The organism is Pseudomonas sp. TE36184 (assembly GCF_054060055.1).
On record NZ_JBSSCU010000001.1, the window covers coordinates 1,454,661 to 1,471,825 of the forward strand.

The 17,165-nt window shown below is 60.1% G+C and carries 12 protein-coding genes; 6 read left to right on the forward strand and 6 right to left on the reverse strand.

The genetic code is table 11. The annotated features are described in order from the left end of the window. The first annotated feature begins 7 nt into the window (after positions 1 to 7). Together ACVWZP_RS06420 and ACVWZP_RS06425 are read left to right on the forward strand one after the other, a co-directional pair. Positions 8 to 3,853: a hypothetical protein gene (locus ACVWZP_RS06420; protein WP_457369573.1), complete on the forward strand. Its 3,846-nt coding sequence runs from the start codon at positions 8 to 10 to the stop codon at positions 3,851 to 3,853. A 406-nt stretch (positions 3,854 to 4,259) separates the two neighbouring features. Beyond that, entirely contained in the window at positions 4,260 to 5,000 is a 741-nt protein-coding gene (locus ACVWZP_RS06425; protein ID WP_457370388.1) for a glycosyltransferase, read from the forward strand. 51 nt (positions 5,001 to 5,051) lie between these two features. Here the strand turns inward: ACVWZP_RS06425 and ACVWZP_RS06430 are convergent, their stop codons facing one another. Continuing rightward, complete coding sequence (locus tag ACVWZP_RS06430) at positions 5,052 to 5,186, reverse strand: hypothetical protein (RefSeq protein WP_017845724.1); 135 nt, start codon at positions 5,184 to 5,186, stop codon at positions 5,052 to 5,054. A 422-nt stretch (positions 5,187 to 5,608) separates the two neighbouring features. Between ACVWZP_RS06430 and ACVWZP_RS06435 the strand changes: the two genes are divergently transcribed. Both ACVWZP_RS06435 and ACVWZP_RS06440 read left to right on the forward strand, forming a co-directional pair. Continuing rightward, positions 5,609 to 7,018: a circularly permuted type 2 ATP-grasp protein gene (locus ACVWZP_RS06435; protein ID WP_026139870.1), complete on the forward strand. Its 1,410-nt coding sequence runs from the start codon at positions 5,609 to 5,611 to the stop codon at positions 7,016 to 7,018. Between the two features lie 2 nt (positions 7,019 to 7,020). Further along, positions 7,021 to 7,971 carry an alpha-E domain-containing protein gene (locus ACVWZP_RS06440; RefSeq protein WP_017845722.1) on the forward strand — a complete coding sequence of 317 codons (951 nt, stop codon included), beginning with the start codon at positions 7,021 to 7,023 and terminating at the stop codon, positions 7,969 to 7,971. Here ACVWZP_RS06440 and ACVWZP_RS06445 read toward each other — a convergent pair. Then, complete coding sequence (locus ACVWZP_RS06445) at positions 7,968 to 8,888, reverse strand: AraC family transcriptional regulator (protein ID WP_046383354.1); 921 nt, start codon at positions 8,886 to 8,888, stop codon at positions 7,968 to 7,970. The genes ACVWZP_RS06440 and ACVWZP_RS06445 overlap by 4 nt on opposite strands. Before the next feature lie 99 nt (positions 8,889 to 8,987). Between ACVWZP_RS06445 and ACVWZP_RS06450 the strand changes: the two genes are divergently transcribed. Then, positions 8,988 to 9,947, forward strand: coding sequence for an oxidoreductase (locus tag ACVWZP_RS06450; RefSeq protein WP_079443747.1), 960 nt, complete (start codon positions 8,988 to 8,990; stop codon positions 9,945 to 9,947). Here the strand turns inward: ACVWZP_RS06450 and ACVWZP_RS06455 are convergent. Next, entirely contained in the window at positions 9,937 to 12,207 is a 2,271-nt protein-coding gene (locus ACVWZP_RS06455; protein ID WP_457369574.1) for an ATP-dependent DNA helicase, read from the reverse strand. The genes ACVWZP_RS06450 and ACVWZP_RS06455 overlap by 11 nt on opposite strands. Beyond that, on the reverse strand, positions 12,204 to 13,850 hold the full coding sequence (locus ACVWZP_RS06460) for a VRR-NUC domain-containing protein (protein WP_108524049.1): 1,647 nt from the start codon (positions 13,848 to 13,850) through the stop codon (positions 12,204 to 12,206). The genes ACVWZP_RS06455 and ACVWZP_RS06460 overlap by 4 nt, the downstream gene beginning before the upstream one ends. A gap of 187 nt (positions 13,851 to 14,037) precedes the next feature. Here ACVWZP_RS06460 and ACVWZP_RS06465 point away from each other — a divergent pair, with 187 nt between their 5' ends. Next, positions 14,038 to 14,262, forward strand: coding sequence for a YgdI/YgdR family lipoprotein (locus tag ACVWZP_RS06465; protein ID WP_017845718.1), 225 nt, complete (start codon positions 14,038 to 14,040; stop codon positions 14,260 to 14,262). 75 nt (positions 14,263 to 14,337) lie between these two features. On the opposite strand, the gene ACVWZP_RS06470 is transcribed toward ACVWZP_RS06465, so the two are convergent. After that, positions 14,338 to 15,762: a polyurethane esterase gene (locus tag ACVWZP_RS06470; RefSeq protein WP_457369575.1), complete on the reverse strand. Its 1,425-nt coding sequence runs from the start codon at positions 15,760 to 15,762 to the stop codon at positions 14,338 to 14,340. Positions 15,763 to 15,821: 59 nt separating this feature from the next. After that, positions 15,822 to 17,165: a TolC family outer membrane protein gene (locus ACVWZP_RS06475; RefSeq protein ID WP_017845716.1), complete on the reverse strand. Its 1,344-nt coding sequence runs from the start codon at positions 17,163 to 17,165 to the stop codon at positions 15,822 to 15,824.

Genomic DNA, 17,165 nt, shown 5'->3' on the forward strand with positions numbered 1-17,165 from the left:
AGACCTCATGACCAGTGTTTCCACGCACATCACCGCACAACCCCAGCCATTCGCCCTATCCCACCTGCCACTCACCAGACACAAACGCGAAGCCCCTGCCCCCACCGAGTCGGCAGGCGACGCTCGTACCGAAGGCGATCGCGCATTGGCGGCCGAATACAGTACTGCGTTGCTGCTGGCGGCCAATCGCGAGAGCAATATCAACATCCGCCCGATACCTGCCGATTCCTCATTCGGTCGGTGGTGGGGGCAGTTGCGTGCCGCCTTTCGATCACCTGACGTCGTTCAGTGGATGCGTGACAAAGGTATTAATGCTGAGTCGATAACACTCAAACCGGAATCGGGAACGATCACCTTCAAGCTCAAGCCTTCGGTTGATCCCGAACAGAAACTGCATACCGTCGGGCAAGACGACAGGCGCTGGGGCGCGATCAGCGGCCCCATCCTCCAGGCCGCGCGCGTGATCAACGCGGGCCACGAGGATACGGCCTTCACGCCGCCGGCAAGTGATCTCAGTGAATCCGCACCTTGGTTTATGGTGGGGCGGTTTTATCAAGAGCGGCAAGACCTTACAGGGCCGGCGATGCGCAGGCGCGCTGAAGAGCTCGACCGGGACCAAGGTTTTTCACCTCTCGACCCGAGCAGCGCGGCAGGCTTGATTGAATCGCGTAGCGCGGACGCGCTCCAAAAACAGGAAGCCACGGTGGGCGATGTGCTGAATCGGCATGAGGCCATCAACGAGCTGCGGCACCTGGCAAAGTCCGTGGACATCCGCAATCCCGAGCAAATCCCGGGCGAATTGAAGAAGCGGACGCTCTCTCTGTCTTCCCCGAGCACCTACCAACCCATCAGTGCTAGCCAATCGAACAGGGTCAGCCTCGTGCAATTCCTGGAAGATCATGGCTGGCATATTCCCACCCATCACGAACAGCTGGAGAACCTCGCAACCGCCCTCTCAACCCCGGCGCCCAAGATGCCGGCACACGGTAACCTCGGCGGAGCGCTGGCTTGGCCTGTGCCGCTGGATCAGGGAGACCTGCAACAGCTGAAGGCAGATATTGGTACGGGCAAAATTGGCGATATTGACTTAGGACCGTCAAAAAATGTCCTGGACTACCTGCTGAGCGGCAGGACAATTTCCGCGGCGGAACAGAGTAACCCGCGACGGCTGATCGATACCTGGATCACATCGCCCAGAGGCAAGGCGCTGGGTGAGGCCATTCAAACTGCGTTCGAGGCGCGGGGTGTCAAAGGCAGTGCTTCTGACTGGCTGCTCACGGCCCTGAACAGCGAAAGCGCCAGCGTCTCTGGCGACGACGTCGATCACCAAGCCCCTGGTCAAATTGAAGGCTATCGGCTGGTCTCGGCGGAGAACTCGGGCAAATCACCGTCGACGGTTGTCAAGGAGCTGGAGGATCACCTGGTCGCCAAAGGCAAAGCCTCATCCCCGGAAAAAGCCACGATTCAGGCTCACCTGTTACTGGCCAGCCGGGCACCGGAATTCCTGATCAAGGACATCCCGGAAGGCGTCGTCGTGGGCACCCACAGCTGGGTCAGTCTTGCCACGGCGGTTGCCCGAATCGAAGCGAAAGCGCCAGGAAACACGGCGTCGATGAGCTACGCCGACGTTATGCTCGAAGCCAGCGTTGCGCCGATCTCTGACGACGAACGCACTGTCGAATATGTCGCCCAGACCGACGCAATCAAACACTGGAGCGTTGCCAACGGTATGGATTACCCGTCGACGGATGCCTCAATGACGACTGCCCGCGAGGCCTACAGCGCGCAGATTCGAGAGTTGAGAGAGGCTGCGCAAACGCACATCGGGCAAATGCCGACGACGAGGAGCATTGCGCTGGAACAGTTAAAAGTAGCGCTGCCTCACGTCGACCCGGAACTGTTCGAAGAAAAAACTATCACCCTGCAGCCTTCCAACCGACACTTCCCCGGGCCTTACTCGATACTGGACATGTATATCGATGGTCGAGGACTCAAAGGCGCACCGGATTCAGCGGATAATTGGGGGGAAGCGGGCCGTGGTTTCGTGAACCTACTGACATTTGGTGGCGTCACTCTGCGGCCGGACGGTCGTCCCAGCGCATGGGTGTCCTCCTCGGACGGGTTCAGCATTAGCGATGTGCTGGAACGGCTTAACGAACTACCGCGCCCGACGGAGATATTCAACGAGACGTTCTCGGATTACTCCAGTGCCGTCAAAAAAACGACCGCCGCGCAGCTCAAGCACCTTATTTCGAAACAGTCGCTGGAGGATCGGCAGAATCTGGAGTTTGGCAAAATAACAATCCGCAAAGAAATGTCGTTCCACCGCGCCGATCAGCCCAGGCGTGTTTCAGACGGTGTTCTGCTGGTCGAGACCGAGCGCAATGGCCAGCGCATGAGCTATGAAATCGACCGACTAAAAGGGACGGTGACCAAGCTGCCGGACAAGACTTATCGGGACTATGAGCCGACGGTTCATTCTATAAAAGCAGGCAAACGTTTTGATGAGGTAAAACCCGCAGGTCACTATGCAGCGGGGATAACCCATGAAAACAAAGATGCACAAGGCGCACCCAATAGTTTCAGTAGCGCTAGAACCCAATACATCGTTGATGCATTGGTAGAGGATATCAACTTGCCTGCGGTGGAGAAGTACGCCAAGGGCAGAACCACCTTTGACTCTGAAGTACCGCTGCATGAGACCGTTGAGGAGATCGCGCTCAACCTGATCCCGTTACGGTCAGCCATTGTCAATTTTACCAACGGCAATGTTGGTGGGGGCGTTGTCGATCTTGCCTTCGATATCTTTGGTTTCGCCGTCGGCTTGGGAGCCGCGGCAAAAGGCGCGAAAGTCGCGGCGGCCGGCGCATCGACAGTTGCCAAGGTTGGTCAGGTCGCCAAGATTATAGGGCGCGCGACCGTGGGCGCACTCAATCCATTGGACGGGGTTGCCGACCTGGTTCGTGGCGTGGCGAACGGCCTGCATCGAGGCGTCAGCACAGCGATCAAGGGGGTCAAACATCTGCGCGGCTCTTACCGAGGTGTCGATCTACTTGAATTGGCGAAAAAAACCGACGTCGCCGAAGGCACACTCAAAACAGCTAATGGCACACGCGAAAGCAAAGCGCTGGGCAAATTCGATGAGGCGACCAATAAGTGGTACGCCTACGATCCGCTCGCGAAGCAGGCATACGGCAGGCCGTTGGACAATTTCAGCGTTGACACGCCGAGGTTGAATGACCCCAATAGCCTGCACTCGATCGGCAGTAATGATGTGGTGAAGACCGCCAGTCAGCAGCACGGCGTGGCAGCAACCGGCACATTCAGCGTGGGGCAAGAGACGGTCGAAGGTAACGTGGTTTTGTTTCAAGGTAATTGGCATCGCTACGACGCGATCAATAAACGTGCCTTCGGCCCGCCGCTGACAGATTTCAAACCGAGCCGGGTCGCGGCCAATGGTGACGTGAGGTCGATGGACGCCGATTTGTTGGGCTATGAGGTCAAGTACATTGCGCCCCAAGAGTTATCGACAAAAGGCTTACAGTCCAATGTGTACGTGGGTCGCAGTAAAAAAGAATATGTAAAAATCGATGATAAGTTTTATGAGTCACACCTCAAGGATGGCCAGCGAGTTATCCGGCATCCGACGCGCACTGGGCCTGACCTACCGGTCAGGGATCTGGGGCTTTCCGGATGGGAACCACTCTCCAGAACCGACCGCCTCCTGGGGGGCGGCGGGCGGCAACCCCTGGAACCCCGGAGAAAATACCTACTTAATCCCGCTGGACGATATCCACCTGACGGGAAACCCGACACGCCCCTATTCGCTGAACCACAAGGGCGTAGAACATGATGTCACCTTCAACATCTATGCCGGTACGTGGAAATCCAGCAACCTCAAACCAGCAAGCGGTGCCCAAGATCAGGATTACTTCTGGAGGAGTGGCAAAGGAAAATGGCAACGGGGAACGTTTAGTGAGTTTAAACACGCAAAAAAAGTCGATGCCCGCGCGTTTAAATATGTTGATGTTTCCCCTCCGACAATTTTACGGGTTCCAAAAGATGCTCACCCTATCCCCAAACAGATTCACTACTTTTGGGCCGGCAGTGACATTCCGCCGAACCTGATAGAAAACATCGCCAACAACTCTGCCAATGCACCTGGGTATAAATCCATTATCCATGTAGATGCGGACAGCCCGGCGATGTTCGAAAAAATCAAAAGCAAATTGCACACTCAAGCGCCTGGCCTAAGCGTCATGAATCTGCACGAGGACGATTTTTTCAAACAATTGAAAGACACTGAAATGTACAACTATTTTCGACAGGGGCAAGGTAAAAATCTCGCCGCCACTTCGGATGTCGCCCGTTACCCACTGATGAATAAATACGGAGGCATTTACCTCGACACCGATGATGCGATTCCAGTCAATATTGGCGCTACCGCATTGAAGGCGGGCTCCAGCGACATTCTGCTTAACAGACCCGTCGCCCATACTATTACGGACTACAAACCCTTCTACAACACCAGTAACTTTGCGACACAGCCTGGCAATCCGGTTATTAACGATATGATCGCGGAGATGAACAAGCGATTTTCCGCTAACAAAGCTTACTTTGAAAGCAACCGCCCCACCGTCACCAGAGGGCCCGGAGGGGAAATCCAATACACCTCTGAATTTCGCACCTACGAAAGTAAGATTTTCGAGACGGTAGGCCCAACAATGTTTGATGACGTGCTCCAGTCAAAAAGACCTGACATGTACCATCTGGGCCTCGATGGGTTGGCTAAAGAATCGAAGATTGTCGACGGTAAGCTGGTCTCATCCGGACCGATAGTCGATATTGAACGTGAAGCGCGCCAATATTATGCGAGCAAGGGTATTACTCCGCCGGACCTGCTGGGTAATCAGATAAAAAAGATGAAGGAGCACTACCTATCACTTCTTCACCAACTCCAGATAAGGATTGGCGCCGAACACTCCTGGATAGGAACATGATCAACTAATGCTCATACCGGCAGCCGGCCAACGCTGGCAAGGTATGAACAATCAGTCTTGATGTTCACCGCTGCCAGGGTCCTCCGCGTCATCCGGTTCCTTGAGCGGCACTTCTGCATCATCCATCAGCGACCCCGGGTCTTCGTTGCCGGGGTCGTTGAGGTCTTCTTCCGAATCTTTTGACATGACCGTCTCCTCTGATCGCCTTGACATAGCGTAGCTCTTTTGAATAACGCGGCCTGCGTCAAGATGAGGCCCTGCGCGGGTCGTTAAAGTTCCGATGAATCCCTGGCCGGGCATTCAGAGACGTTCAAGTTCGCGTATGCACTGTTGTAGTGCGCGCGCCGTTCCCTGGTGGCGAGCAAACGCGCTCGCTACCAGGGAATAGAGACGCTTTACCGGTTTCGGCACAGGCATTGCTTAATCCATTCATCGTTCACCCGTCATGCCCGGATACAGGAGCATTCGTTACCCCCCGACCCAGAGCCGACCCCATAAGAAAGTAAGGACCTGGCCCGATGGCACCCTGCGCCACGGGCTCATAAAAAATGCGTTTTTCAAAGCGGCAGTGCCCCCCGCGCTTCCCTCGGCACTGACAAGGTACTGGAATGGCTCGATCTTTCTTTGATGAAATGAATGACGCACACGGTGTATGCCGCGCGCACTATCAGGAATTCTCCCGCTGGCTGGCCAATACGCCGCCAGAACTGCTGGACCAGCGTCGCCGCGAAGCCGACCTGTTGTTCCACCGCGCCGGGATCACCTTCACTTTGTATGGCGACGAGCAGGACACCGAGCGCCTGATCCCCTTCGACATCATCCCGCGCAGCATCCCTGCCAGTGAATGGAGCATCATCGAGCGTGGCTGTATCCAGCGCGTCACTGCGCTGAACATGTTCCTTGCCGATATCTACCACGACCAGCGCATCATCAAGGCCGGGATCGTTCCGGCGGACCAGGTGCTGGGCAACGAGGGTTACCAGAAGGCGATGGTCGGCCTCGACCTGCACCGCGACATCTACTCGCATATTTCCGGGGTGGACCTGGTGCGCGATGGCGACGGCACCTACTACGTGCTCGAAGACAACCTGCGCACGCCCAGCGGTGTGAGCTATATGCTCGAAGACCGCAAGATGATGATGCGCCTGTTCCCCGAAGTGTTCGCCAAACAGCGCATCGCGCCAGTGGACCACTACCCCAACCTGCTGCTCAAAACCCTGAAAAGCGCCAGCCGCCTGGACAACCCCAATGTGGTGGTGCTGACGCCGGGGCGCTTTAACAGCGCATTTTTCGAGCATGCGTTCCTGGCCCGGGAAATGGGTGTGGAGTTGGTGGAAGGCGCCGACCTGTTCGTGCAGGATCTCAAGGTGTTCATGCGTACCACCGACGGCCCCAAGGCCGTGGACGTGATCTACCGCCGTATCGACGACGCGTTCCTCGACCCGCTGGCGTTCAACCCGGAGTCGATGCTCGGCGTGCCCGGCCTGGTCGCGGCCTACTGCGCCGGCAACGTGGTGCTGGCCAACGCCATCGGCACCGGCGTCGCGGACGACAAGTCGATATACCCCTACGTGCCGGAAATGATCCGCTTCTACCTGGACGAAGAACCGGTACTGCAAAACGTGCCGACGTTTCAGTGCCGCAAGCCGGATGAGCTGTCCCATGTGCTGGCCCACCTGCCGGAACTGGTGGTCAAGGAAACCCAGGGCTCCGGCGGCTACGGCATGTTGGTCGGCCCCGCTTCCACGGCGGCTGAGATCGAGGACTTCCGCCAACGCATCAAGGCGCGTCCCCACGCCTATATCGCCCAACCGACCCTGAGCCTGTCCACCTGCCCGACATTTGTCGAAAACGGCATCGCCCCCCGGCATATCGACCTGCGCCCGTTCGTGCTGTCGGGCAAGGAGACCCGCCTGGTACCCGGTGGCCTCACGCGCGTGGCGTTGCGCGAAGGGTCGTTGATCGTCAACTCGTCGCAAGGCGGCGGAACCAAGGACACCTGGGTGGTGGAGGGCTGAGTATGTTGAGTAGAACCGCCGCAGACCTGTACTGGATGTCCCGTTACCTGGAGCGTGCCGAGAACCTGGCGCGCATGCTCGAAGTCAGTTATTCGTTGTCATTGATGCCCCAGGCCGGGCGCAGCGATGGCCTGGACGAACTGGCGATGTCGCTGCTCAGCAGCGGCACCCTGGACAGCTACCTGGAGCGCCACGGCCAACTGGATGCCGAGCGCATGCTGCACTTCTTCGCCCTCGACGAAGAAAACCCGGCCAGCATCTACAACTGTCTGCGCGCCGCACGGGGCAACGCCCATGCCGTGCGCGGGCGCATCACCGCCGACATGTGGGAAAACCTCAACGCCACCTGGCTGGAAATGCGCAGCATCGCCGCCGGCGGGCTGGCGCGCCATGGCATCAGCCACTTCTGCGATTGGGTCAAACAGCGTTCGCACCTGTTTCGCGGGGCGACGTCCGGCACCATCATGCGCAATGACGCCTACCGGTTCATTCGCCTGGGCACCTTCGTCGAGCGCGCCGACAACACCTTGCGCCTGCTGGATGCGCGCTACGAGATGTTCGGCGAGGAATCGGAGGAAGTCAGCGACTTGTCAGCGCGCGGTTATTACCAGTGGAGCGCCCTGCTCCGCGCCCTGTCGTCATTCGAGGCGTACACGGAGCTGTATCCGAATGCGCTGAATGCACGCTCGGTCTCGGAGTTGCTGCTGTTGCGCAGTGATGTGCCGCGTTCGTTGCATGCCTGTATCGAGGAACTGAGCCACATTCTGGCGGACTTGCCAGGCAGTTATGGGCGCACCGCGCAGCGCTTGGCCGCCGAGTTCGAAGCGCGGCTGCGCTATACCGGGATCGACGAAATCCTCGAAGCAGGCTTGCACAGCCGCCTGACGGAATTCATCGACACGGTACGCGAATTGGCGCGGGCGATTCACCGCTCGTACCTGGAGGTGGTTTAGACACCGAGGGGCGCGTGCTTTCGCTCGCGGTATTCCCGCGGGGAGCAGTTCATCAGGCGCTTGAAGGCACTGCTGAACGCGCTGTCCGACTGATACCCGAGTGACTGGCCGATACAGGAAACACTCCTGGCAGACGTGTTCAAGGCCTGTAACGCCAGGTGCATGCGCCAGCGCGTCAGATACTCCTGGGGCGCCATTCCGACCCGCTGCTTGAAGTGCAGGGCAAAAGTCGAACGGGACTGGCTCGCGACACCGGCCATGTCGCTCAAGGTCCAGCGGCGTGCCGGCGCGGCGTGTATTTGCTGCAGTACCGGCGCCAACCGCGGATCGTTCAACGCCGCCAACCAACCGGTGGTAGTGGCGCCCATGGATGACTGATAGAGGCGCAGGATCTGCACCAACATCATTTGCGCCAGATGCTCGGTCATCAACGCCGCGCCTTGCATCGGGCTGGCATATTCCCGAGCCAGGCGATCCAGACACCAGCGCAAAACGCTGGCCTGCTCGGACCTCGCACTGATACGCACCACCGGCGGCAACCCCTCCAGCAATAGACGGGCGTCGTCACCGTAGCTAAAGCGCCCGCCTATCAGGAACAGATCCACAGTCTCACCCAGGCGAGCGATCCCCCCCACAGCGTCACGGTACACCGCGCGCGCGTCAACGCCCTCCAGTGCAAGGTTGCTGGACAACCTCCAGGGACGGTTCTGCGTCAACAAAAAGCAATCGCCCTCGCTCAAGGGCATCGGTACGGGCATGCCCTCGACTTCCAGCCAACACTTTCCCTCCACCACGGCATTGAACTTGATGCCCTCCGGCGGTGGAAAATCCAGGGCCCAATCACCGCCAGCCTTGAGGCCGGCGAAATAGGACCGATGACTCTTTAACAGCGCCACCACGTCGGACAGGGTATCCATAAAAAAACTCCGGACGAACGCGACAGAAATACGGACTTTATGGTGTTTCGCGTCCGGCATCCAGGGGAGAACATAGCGGCTCCCCATGGAGAATTCCCTATGATCAATAAACAACGCCCTATCGAGAGTGGATTCGACGGCACGACAACCGCTATGCAAGCGTTGGCGGGTAAAGATTTGCACGGTATGACTGCCATCGTCACCGGTGGTTATTCAGGCATTGGCCTGGAAGCCGTGCGCGTGTTGGCAGCCGCAGGTGCGCAGGTCATCGTGCCTGCACGGGACCCGCTCAAGGCCGAACGCAACCTCGATGGCATAGCCGGGGTTGAGCGGGGCAACCTGGATTTACTCGACTCGGCGTCCATCGACTGCTTTGCACGCAATTTCCTGGCGTCCGGGCGGGCATTACACCTGTTGATCAATAGCGCCGGGATCATGGCCACGCCACTGCAACGCAACGGCAAGGGTGTGGAAGCGCAGTTCGCCACCAATCATCTGGGCCACTTTCAACTGACCGCGCGCCTGTGGCCGGCCTTGTGCGAAGCCGACGGTGCGCGGGTAGTGTCGGTATCGTCGCTAGGCCACCGGTTGAGCCCTATTCATTTCGACGACCCACAGTTTGAGCGACGCCCTTACGACAAGTGGGCCGCCTACGGCCAATCAAAGACGGCCAACGCGCTGTTTGCCGTGGCGCTGGATCAACGCGGTAAAGCACACGGCGTGCGTGCATTTTCCGTGCATCCCGGGGAGATCCTCACGGACCTGGTTCGCTACCTTGACAGGGACGACCTGGCGTTGATTGGAGCACTGGACGATTCAGGGAACATCCGTCCAGCCAAACATTACAAACGTCCCGAACAAGGCGCAGCGACGATGCTGTGGTGTGGCGTCAGCCCTTTACTGGAGGGTATGGGCGGCCTGTACTGCGAAGATTGTGAGGTTGCCGTGCTCTCTCAGGACGACACCAAACGCTCCGGCGTCCGCGCATGGGCCATCGATCCGGAGCAAGCCGAGCGGCTCTGGGCATTGAGCGCGCAATTGAGCGGCGTCACGCTTTAGTCGCTATCGCCCACCACCGAGGCAACAGCTGCCGCACCCGCCCTTCGCCGAACCGGTCATCGATCAACATCACCACGCCTTGGTCCTGCTGGCTGCGGATCACCCGCCCCGCTGCCTGCACGACTTTCTGAATGCCCGGGTACAAGTAGGTGTAGTCGTAGCCGGAGCCGGAGCCGAAGATCGCGCCCATGCGCTGCTTCATCTGTTCGTTGATCGGGTTCAGTTGCGGCAGCCCCAGGGTCGCGATGAACGCGCCGATCAAGCGCGCACCGGGCAGGTCGATGCCTTCGCCAAACGCGCCGCCCAGCACCGCAAAACCGACGCCCTGGCTGTGTTCGGTGAACTGTTCGAGAAACGCCCGGCGCTCGGCTTCGGCCATGCCGCGTGACTGCTGCCACAGTGCGATGTGCGGGTGTCGCTCGGCGAGTAACAGCGCCACTTGTTGCAGATAATCGAAACTGCTGAAGAACGCCAGGTAATTACCCGGTTGGTGAGCGAACTGCTCGGCGATCAATTCAACGATGGGTTCCAGCGAGGCCTGGCGATGCACGAACCGGGTGGAGACCTCATCGACAATCCGCACCCGCAACTGCGCGGCATTGAACGGTGATTCCACGTCGACCCAGGCAGTGTCCGCCGGCAGGCCCAGCAGGTCGGCGTAGTAATGGCGCGGGCTGAGTGTGGCGGAAAACAACACGCTGCTGCGCGCCGCCGTCAATCGCGGGCGGATGAATTCGGCGGGCACCACATTGCGCAGGCACAAGGTGGAACTGCTGCGCTTGCCGCGCCACTGACGCAGGCTGATATCAAAGATGAAATGTTCGTTGAACAGCTCGGCGACCTTGGCAAATTGCAGTGCCTCAAAATAGAACGCCTGCAGATCGCCATTGAGTGCTTCGGGGTGGTCGTTGAAATAGTCGCCCATGGCGCTGGCGCAAAGGCTCAGGGCCTGAAGCATTTTGTCGGGTCTGGCCGCGTAGGCCTGATACGGCGCGAGTTGGTCCTTGTGCAACGCGTTCCACTCACGATTCAAGCGCTGCAAGGGTTTCTTCAACGGCTCCGGCGCCGTATCGCGCACGGTCTTGAGGGTGTACTGATCAAGGCTGGCGCTGTACATCGATCGTGCGCGCTCCACCAGGTTATGGGCTTCGTCCACCAGCACCGCGACGCGCCACTGGTTGAGTTGGGCCAGCCCGAACAACAGCGCGCCAAAGTCGAAATAGTAGTTGTAGTCGGCGACCACCAGGTCGCTCCAGCGCGCCATTTCCTGGCTCAGGTAATACGGACAGAGGCCGTGCTCCAGGGCGACCTCGCGCAAGTTGCGTTGGTCGAGCAGGCGCACCTTGGCGGCCGCGATACGCGCGGCGGGCAAGCGGTCGTAGAAACCCTTGGCCAGCGGGCAGGATTCGCCGTGGCAGGCCTTGTCCAGGTGTTCGCAGGCCTTGTCCCGCGCCACCAGCTCCAGCACGCGCAGCGGCAGCTCGGGACTGCTGGCGTACAGCACTTGCGCGGCGTCGAGGGCCAGCTTACGACCCGGGGTCTTGGCGGTGAGGAACAACACCTTGTCCAGTTGCTGGGGCGCTAGGGCCTTGAGCATGGGGAAGATCGTGCCGACGGTTTTGCCGATGCCGGTGGGCGCCTGGGCCATCAGGCAGCGGCCGGTGCTGACGGCCTTGTACACCGACTCTGCGAGGTTGCGCTGGCCGGGGCGAAAGGCGCTGTGGGGGAACGCCAGGGCCTGTGCGGCGCGGTTGCGGGCGTCGCGGTGCTGCATCTCCTGGCGGGCCCAACCGAGAAACAACGCGCATTGCCGGTTGAAGAAACATTGCAGATCGGCGGCCGCAAAGCGCTGGTTCAGCGAGGTTTCGCCCTCGCCGACGATATCGAAATACACCAGCGCCAAATCGATGTGCGCAAGCCCGAGCTTCTGGCACATCAACCAGCCGTAGACCTTGACCTGGGCCCAATGCAATTGCCGATGGTTGGCGGGCTGGGCGTCGAGGTCGCCGCGATAGGTCTTCACCTCTTCGAGGCGGTTGCTGTCCGGGTCGTAGCCGTCCGCCCTGCCCCGCACCTTGAGTTCCTCGTACTCGCCTTCCAGGGCCACTTCGTTCTGGTAGTGCGCGCTGCGCCGCGAGGCGACCGTGCGATGGCCGGCGATGCCTTCCTGGGCGCTGGGCGACGGGGTAAAACGCAGGTCGAGGTCGCCGACCTTGGCCGTGAACTCACACAGTGCGCGCACCGCCACGGTGTAGCTCAAGCGGACTGCGCCCAGCGCACATAGCAGACGGTGACCGGCATCTGGTACTCGCCACAGAACTCCAGCCAGCGCAGTTGGTTGTCTTGCAGGCGATCGCCGGGGCCTTTGACTTCGATCATGCGGTAGGTTTTCTGCGCGGGCCAGAACTGGATCAGGTCCGGCATACCCGCGCGGTTGGCGCGAATATCCAGCAGCAGCCGCTCGAACCAGCAACGCAAGTGTTCGGCGGGCAAGCATGCCAAGGCCTGCTCCAACAGTTCTTCACTGAGCAGGTTCCAGAAGACAAAGGGTGACTGGATGCCCCACTTGTCCACGTACCGTTGGCGGATGGTGTGTTTGTAGCGGTCATCCTGCAGTTGCTCGAGACAGGCGGCAAACAGTGACGCACGACGCTGATGGAAGTCTTCGCTGTGCAAATCCGCCGGCCCGCGCTGGAACGGGTGGAAAAATGCCCCCGGCAGCGGCGCGAAGATCGCCTCCCAGCACAGCAGGCCGAACAGCGAATTGATCAGGCCGTTTTCGACGTAGTACACCGGCGCATCGGGCTCGCTCAGATGCGCCTGCACGCAATACTCCACCGCCATCGAGGGCGGCGGCGGCGGGAGCGCCAGGTCCAGGCGCGTGACGTCCCGAGGCTTGGCCTTGGGCACGGCTGGCGCGCCCAGCTTGCGCCGCAGGCGCGGCAACACTCGCAGCAGGTGTTGCTGCTCGGCGGGGCTTTCCGGGGCCTCGTGGGCGGCACATGCCAGGGCCATGGCCTGGGCGTAGTCTTCCTGGCGCTCCAGCACGCGAATCAAGCGTGCGCGCGCGCCGGGATAAGTACAGGCCCGGTAGATCTGCTCGGCCAACGCCAACTCGGCACTGCGCTCGCAAGACTGGCCGACCTGGAACAACAGCTTGGCCCGGCGTTTTTCCAGCCAGGGGTTGTCGGTCTGCAACGTAGCGATCTGCGCCAGCACGCTGTCCAGCGCCTGCGCGGACTCAAAGGCTTGCTGGCACTGATGCAGGAACAGAAACCCCAGCACGTCATCGCGGCTGCGCAAACCACGGGACTGTGCGCAAAACTCGACTTTTTCGTAGGTATAGATGCCCAGGTCCGCCAGCACGAACTCCGACCAGTCCTGATGCAGGTTGCCGAAGAACATCAAGCGCAAGCGATCACACAAGTCCATCACAGTGACGCTGTAGAGCACGTCATCCAGCTCGGGGCACCAGTGGGCAAAGCAGCGACGCTCATCGAACTGCGGCGCCAGTTGCTCGAGCCAATCGGCCTTTTTGCCCTTGGGCTGCTCGATCCACGGCTGGAACGCGCCCAGCAACTCGCCCTTTTGCAGCAACCCGAACAGTTCGTCAAAGCCCAGCAGGCACTGATCATCCACCCAACCCAAAGCCTTCAGCGGACGCGCTGCCGCATGAGCGCAGCCGATCTCCGGGTAATTGAGCTTGCCCGCTCGAAAATGCACGCCCTTGCGCATCACCAGACGTACCAGTAATGCCTGGGACGCCTGCGGCAACCTGTCGAATTGCTGAATGAAATGCGCTTCTTCAGCATCGAGCAGATCGGCATAGCGTTGTGCCAGCCAATCCAGCACCTGACGGAAGTTATGCAGGTAATACAGGGGGTTTTCGAGGGTTTCGGGCATGGTCCGCAGCGATTAAATACTGGTTATGCATACAGAGTGCCGCCGCTGACGCGTTGTTGCAATCGGTAATAGATAAATGGCGCACGCAACTTTTTGCGTAAAAGTGATCAGATAGGGGAATTGATGGCGTAACATTTATGGCCCGCAGCCTCAGGCCGCGGGACTTTTCAGGGTTAAGGTAAGGGTTATGAACATGAAGAATTTGGGTCTGCCACTGGTTGCACTCACTTTTCTGGTATTGGCCGGTTGCGCGACGCAAACCGTAGTGACATTACAGAACGGCACGCAGTATTTAACCAAAGACACGCCGAAGACCAAGACCGCCGACGGCTTCTATGAATTCACCGACATCGCCGGCAAGCGCATCCGCGTCAGGGCCGATGATGTGGCCACGGTTCGCAAGGAAGACTGATCCCGCCCTGCATCCCTCATCAAACATGTGGGAGCCCGCTTGCTCCCACCCTTTGAACCGCGTGCCAACGCGGTTTCAACCGATCACGACACCCTCCCCCGGCCAGTTGCTCACCCCCACCAGCGTCACCGAATCCGCGCCAAAACTGATCACCGTATCGCCGCCCACCGCCTTGGCGTGCTCGCGATAATCCAGGCTGCCCTGCACATCCGTGAACACCAGTTTGTCGCTCGATTGGTAGCCGATCACCCGATCCTGGCCAAACGGCCCGCTGAACAGAAAGGTGTTATGGCCACTGTTGTCGCGAAGGGTGTCGTTGCCCTTGCCGCCTTCGATGAAGTCCGCGCCCTTGCCGCCCTGGATCAGGTCATTACCGTCACTGCCGATGATGAAGGTGTTGCCCTTGTGCGGCTCGGCATTGCGGTTGAGGTCCTGCACCCAGGTGGTAGCCCGCGCCGGGTCGGACAGGTTGGCGACGATCACCGTCGAGTCCCGGCTCATCTGGTCGTAGAACCCGGATTCGAGCACGCGGGTCATGCCGTCGCCATAGCCGCTGGGCAAATGCGACACCCAGGTCGGCAGGTTGGCAATGGAGAACGGCAGCACATTCCACAGCGTCGAGGCGTAGTGATCGTTGAAGCTGACGATGTTGTCGGTGGTCGATTCATGGGGTTTGTCATGCACGCCCAGGGACGACAGGTTGAAGGATGAACCGTCCAGCGCACGGAATACCGGGTCGTTTTCATAGCCGATGTTCAACACCTTGTCGCCGGCGCTCTGGGTCGGCGACGCGTAGGCCACATAGTTGGCGTCCTTGTAGAACCCCGACCATCGCTGGTCGCTCAACTCCGCCAGGCTGTTGACCGCCAGCCCGCCGAGGCTGTGGCCGCTGACCAGCACGTCGGAACCGCTCAGGCCATGGGCACCGGCATACTCGGCAACCGCCTTGAGCAAACCGCCGAAGGCTTCGCCGGCGTAGTTCTTCGCGTAATCCCTGGGGCCCAGGGCGGCGAGCAGATCGCTGAGCAGATCACCGATGGAATCGCTGATCAGGCTTTCCCGCGGCCCCGACGTGCCGCGAAAGCCGATGCCGATTTCGAGCAGTCGACCGGCGTCATCGTACTTGCCCAGCACTTCGGCCTGCGCGGTGGTGTAGCCAGCCTTTTCACCGAAAAACGTGCCCCGGGCGTCCACCTTGCCAGCGTAACCCAGGGTGCTCGCGCTGAGCGGCGTCCATCCGGCGTGTTGCAGCGCTTCCAGGGCGGCCTTTTCCGAATCGGGATTCCACGGGATACCGGGAATCACGCCTTGGGAGTCGGCACCGCCGAGCAATGCACCGACCAGCGTCGCCGGCAGGCCAACGCCCAAGCCGTGGTGCTGATAGCCCACCGCAAAGCCGTTATCCAGGTTGTGGTAGGTATACAGCGTGATCGCCATTGCATCGGCGAACAGCGCCTTGGAACCCTCGGTGCCAAGGTTTTTATAATCAAAGATTCCCATCGGTAGTGCCTCTCTGTTGTTGGAGTTGTCGAGAAAGCGCAATGACGTCCCAGGTGCTGCTACGGCTGCTTGCCCACCGGCCCAAAGGCCTCATCGACTTGCGCCAGGTCGGTATCGCGCAGGTTGCCGGCGTAGTAGTGCAATTTGGTCCAGGCCATCAGGTAGTCGTAACGCGCCTGGGCCAGGTCGCGCCGGGTGCTGTAGAGCTGCTGCTCGGCGTTGAGCGCATCGAGGTTGACCCGCTCGCCGCCGAGGATGCTTTGCCGGGTCGACACCACCAGCGCCTCGGCCGAGGTCAGGGCTTTCTGGTAGGCGCGCAGCTTGCTCACGCCCGACAGGCAGGCGCTGAACTGGCGACGCAGTTCGATCAGGGTTTCGCGGGTCTTGCCTTCCAGCTCGTATTCGGCCTGCTCCATGGCGCGGCTGGCCTGGCGCGTAGAGGCGGAGACAGCGCCACCGGCATACAACGGCAGGCTGACTTCGACGCCGATGGTGTTGGTGTCGTAGCGCTGGTTGTAGGTGTTGCCGCTGTCGGATTCCTGCTGGCGCGAACTGGCATACGCGGTGATCTTCGGCAAGTGCCCGGCACGGTTGCGCTCCACTTCATAACGCGCCACTTCCAGGGCCTGGCGTTGCGAGGCCAGCGTCGGGTTGTTGCTGATCGCCAGCGCGTGCCAGGTGTCGTAGTTGGCCGGCGTCAGGCTGAAGGCGGCGAAGCGCTGATTGAGCGGCGCGAGGTCGTGGATGTTGACGCTCTGCACGCCGATCAGCGCGCCCAACGCTCTTAACGAGGCGTCTTGTTCATCCAGCGCCTGGATTTCTTCGGCCGTGGCCAGCTCATAGCGCGATTCAGCTTCAAGGATGTCGGTGCGCGTGCCCTCGCCCTGCTGGAACAGGTGCTGGTTCTGCTGAAACTGCTGCTCGAAGGCGTTTTTCTTGGCGCGGGCGATCTCGATCTGGTCTTGGGCGAACAACGCTTGGGTGTAATAGCTCAACACCCGCACCAACAGCGCCTGGCTCTTGTCACGAAAACTTTCATCGGCAAACAGCGCCTGGGCCACGCCCTTGCGGTAGTTGGCATAGGCTTCGTAGTCGAACAGCGGCTGCTGCAGGCTGAAGGTCGAGCCGTAGCTGTTGTAATTGCGCGCGTCGCGATAGCTGCCGCCACGCCCGTCAGGCAGGTGGGCTTCGGAATTGTTGCGCCCCTTGTTGTAGTTGTAGGACAGCCGCGGCAGCAACCCGGCGCGGCCGATGGTACGGTTTTCCAGGCCGGCGTCGCGTTCCTTGAGCGCGCCGAGGAACACCGGATCGTTGCGCAGAGCCTGCTCGTACACATCGAACGGGCCCATGGCGGCCTGGGCAGGCGCACAGCTCAACAGCACGGCAATGAACAGCGGTTTCAT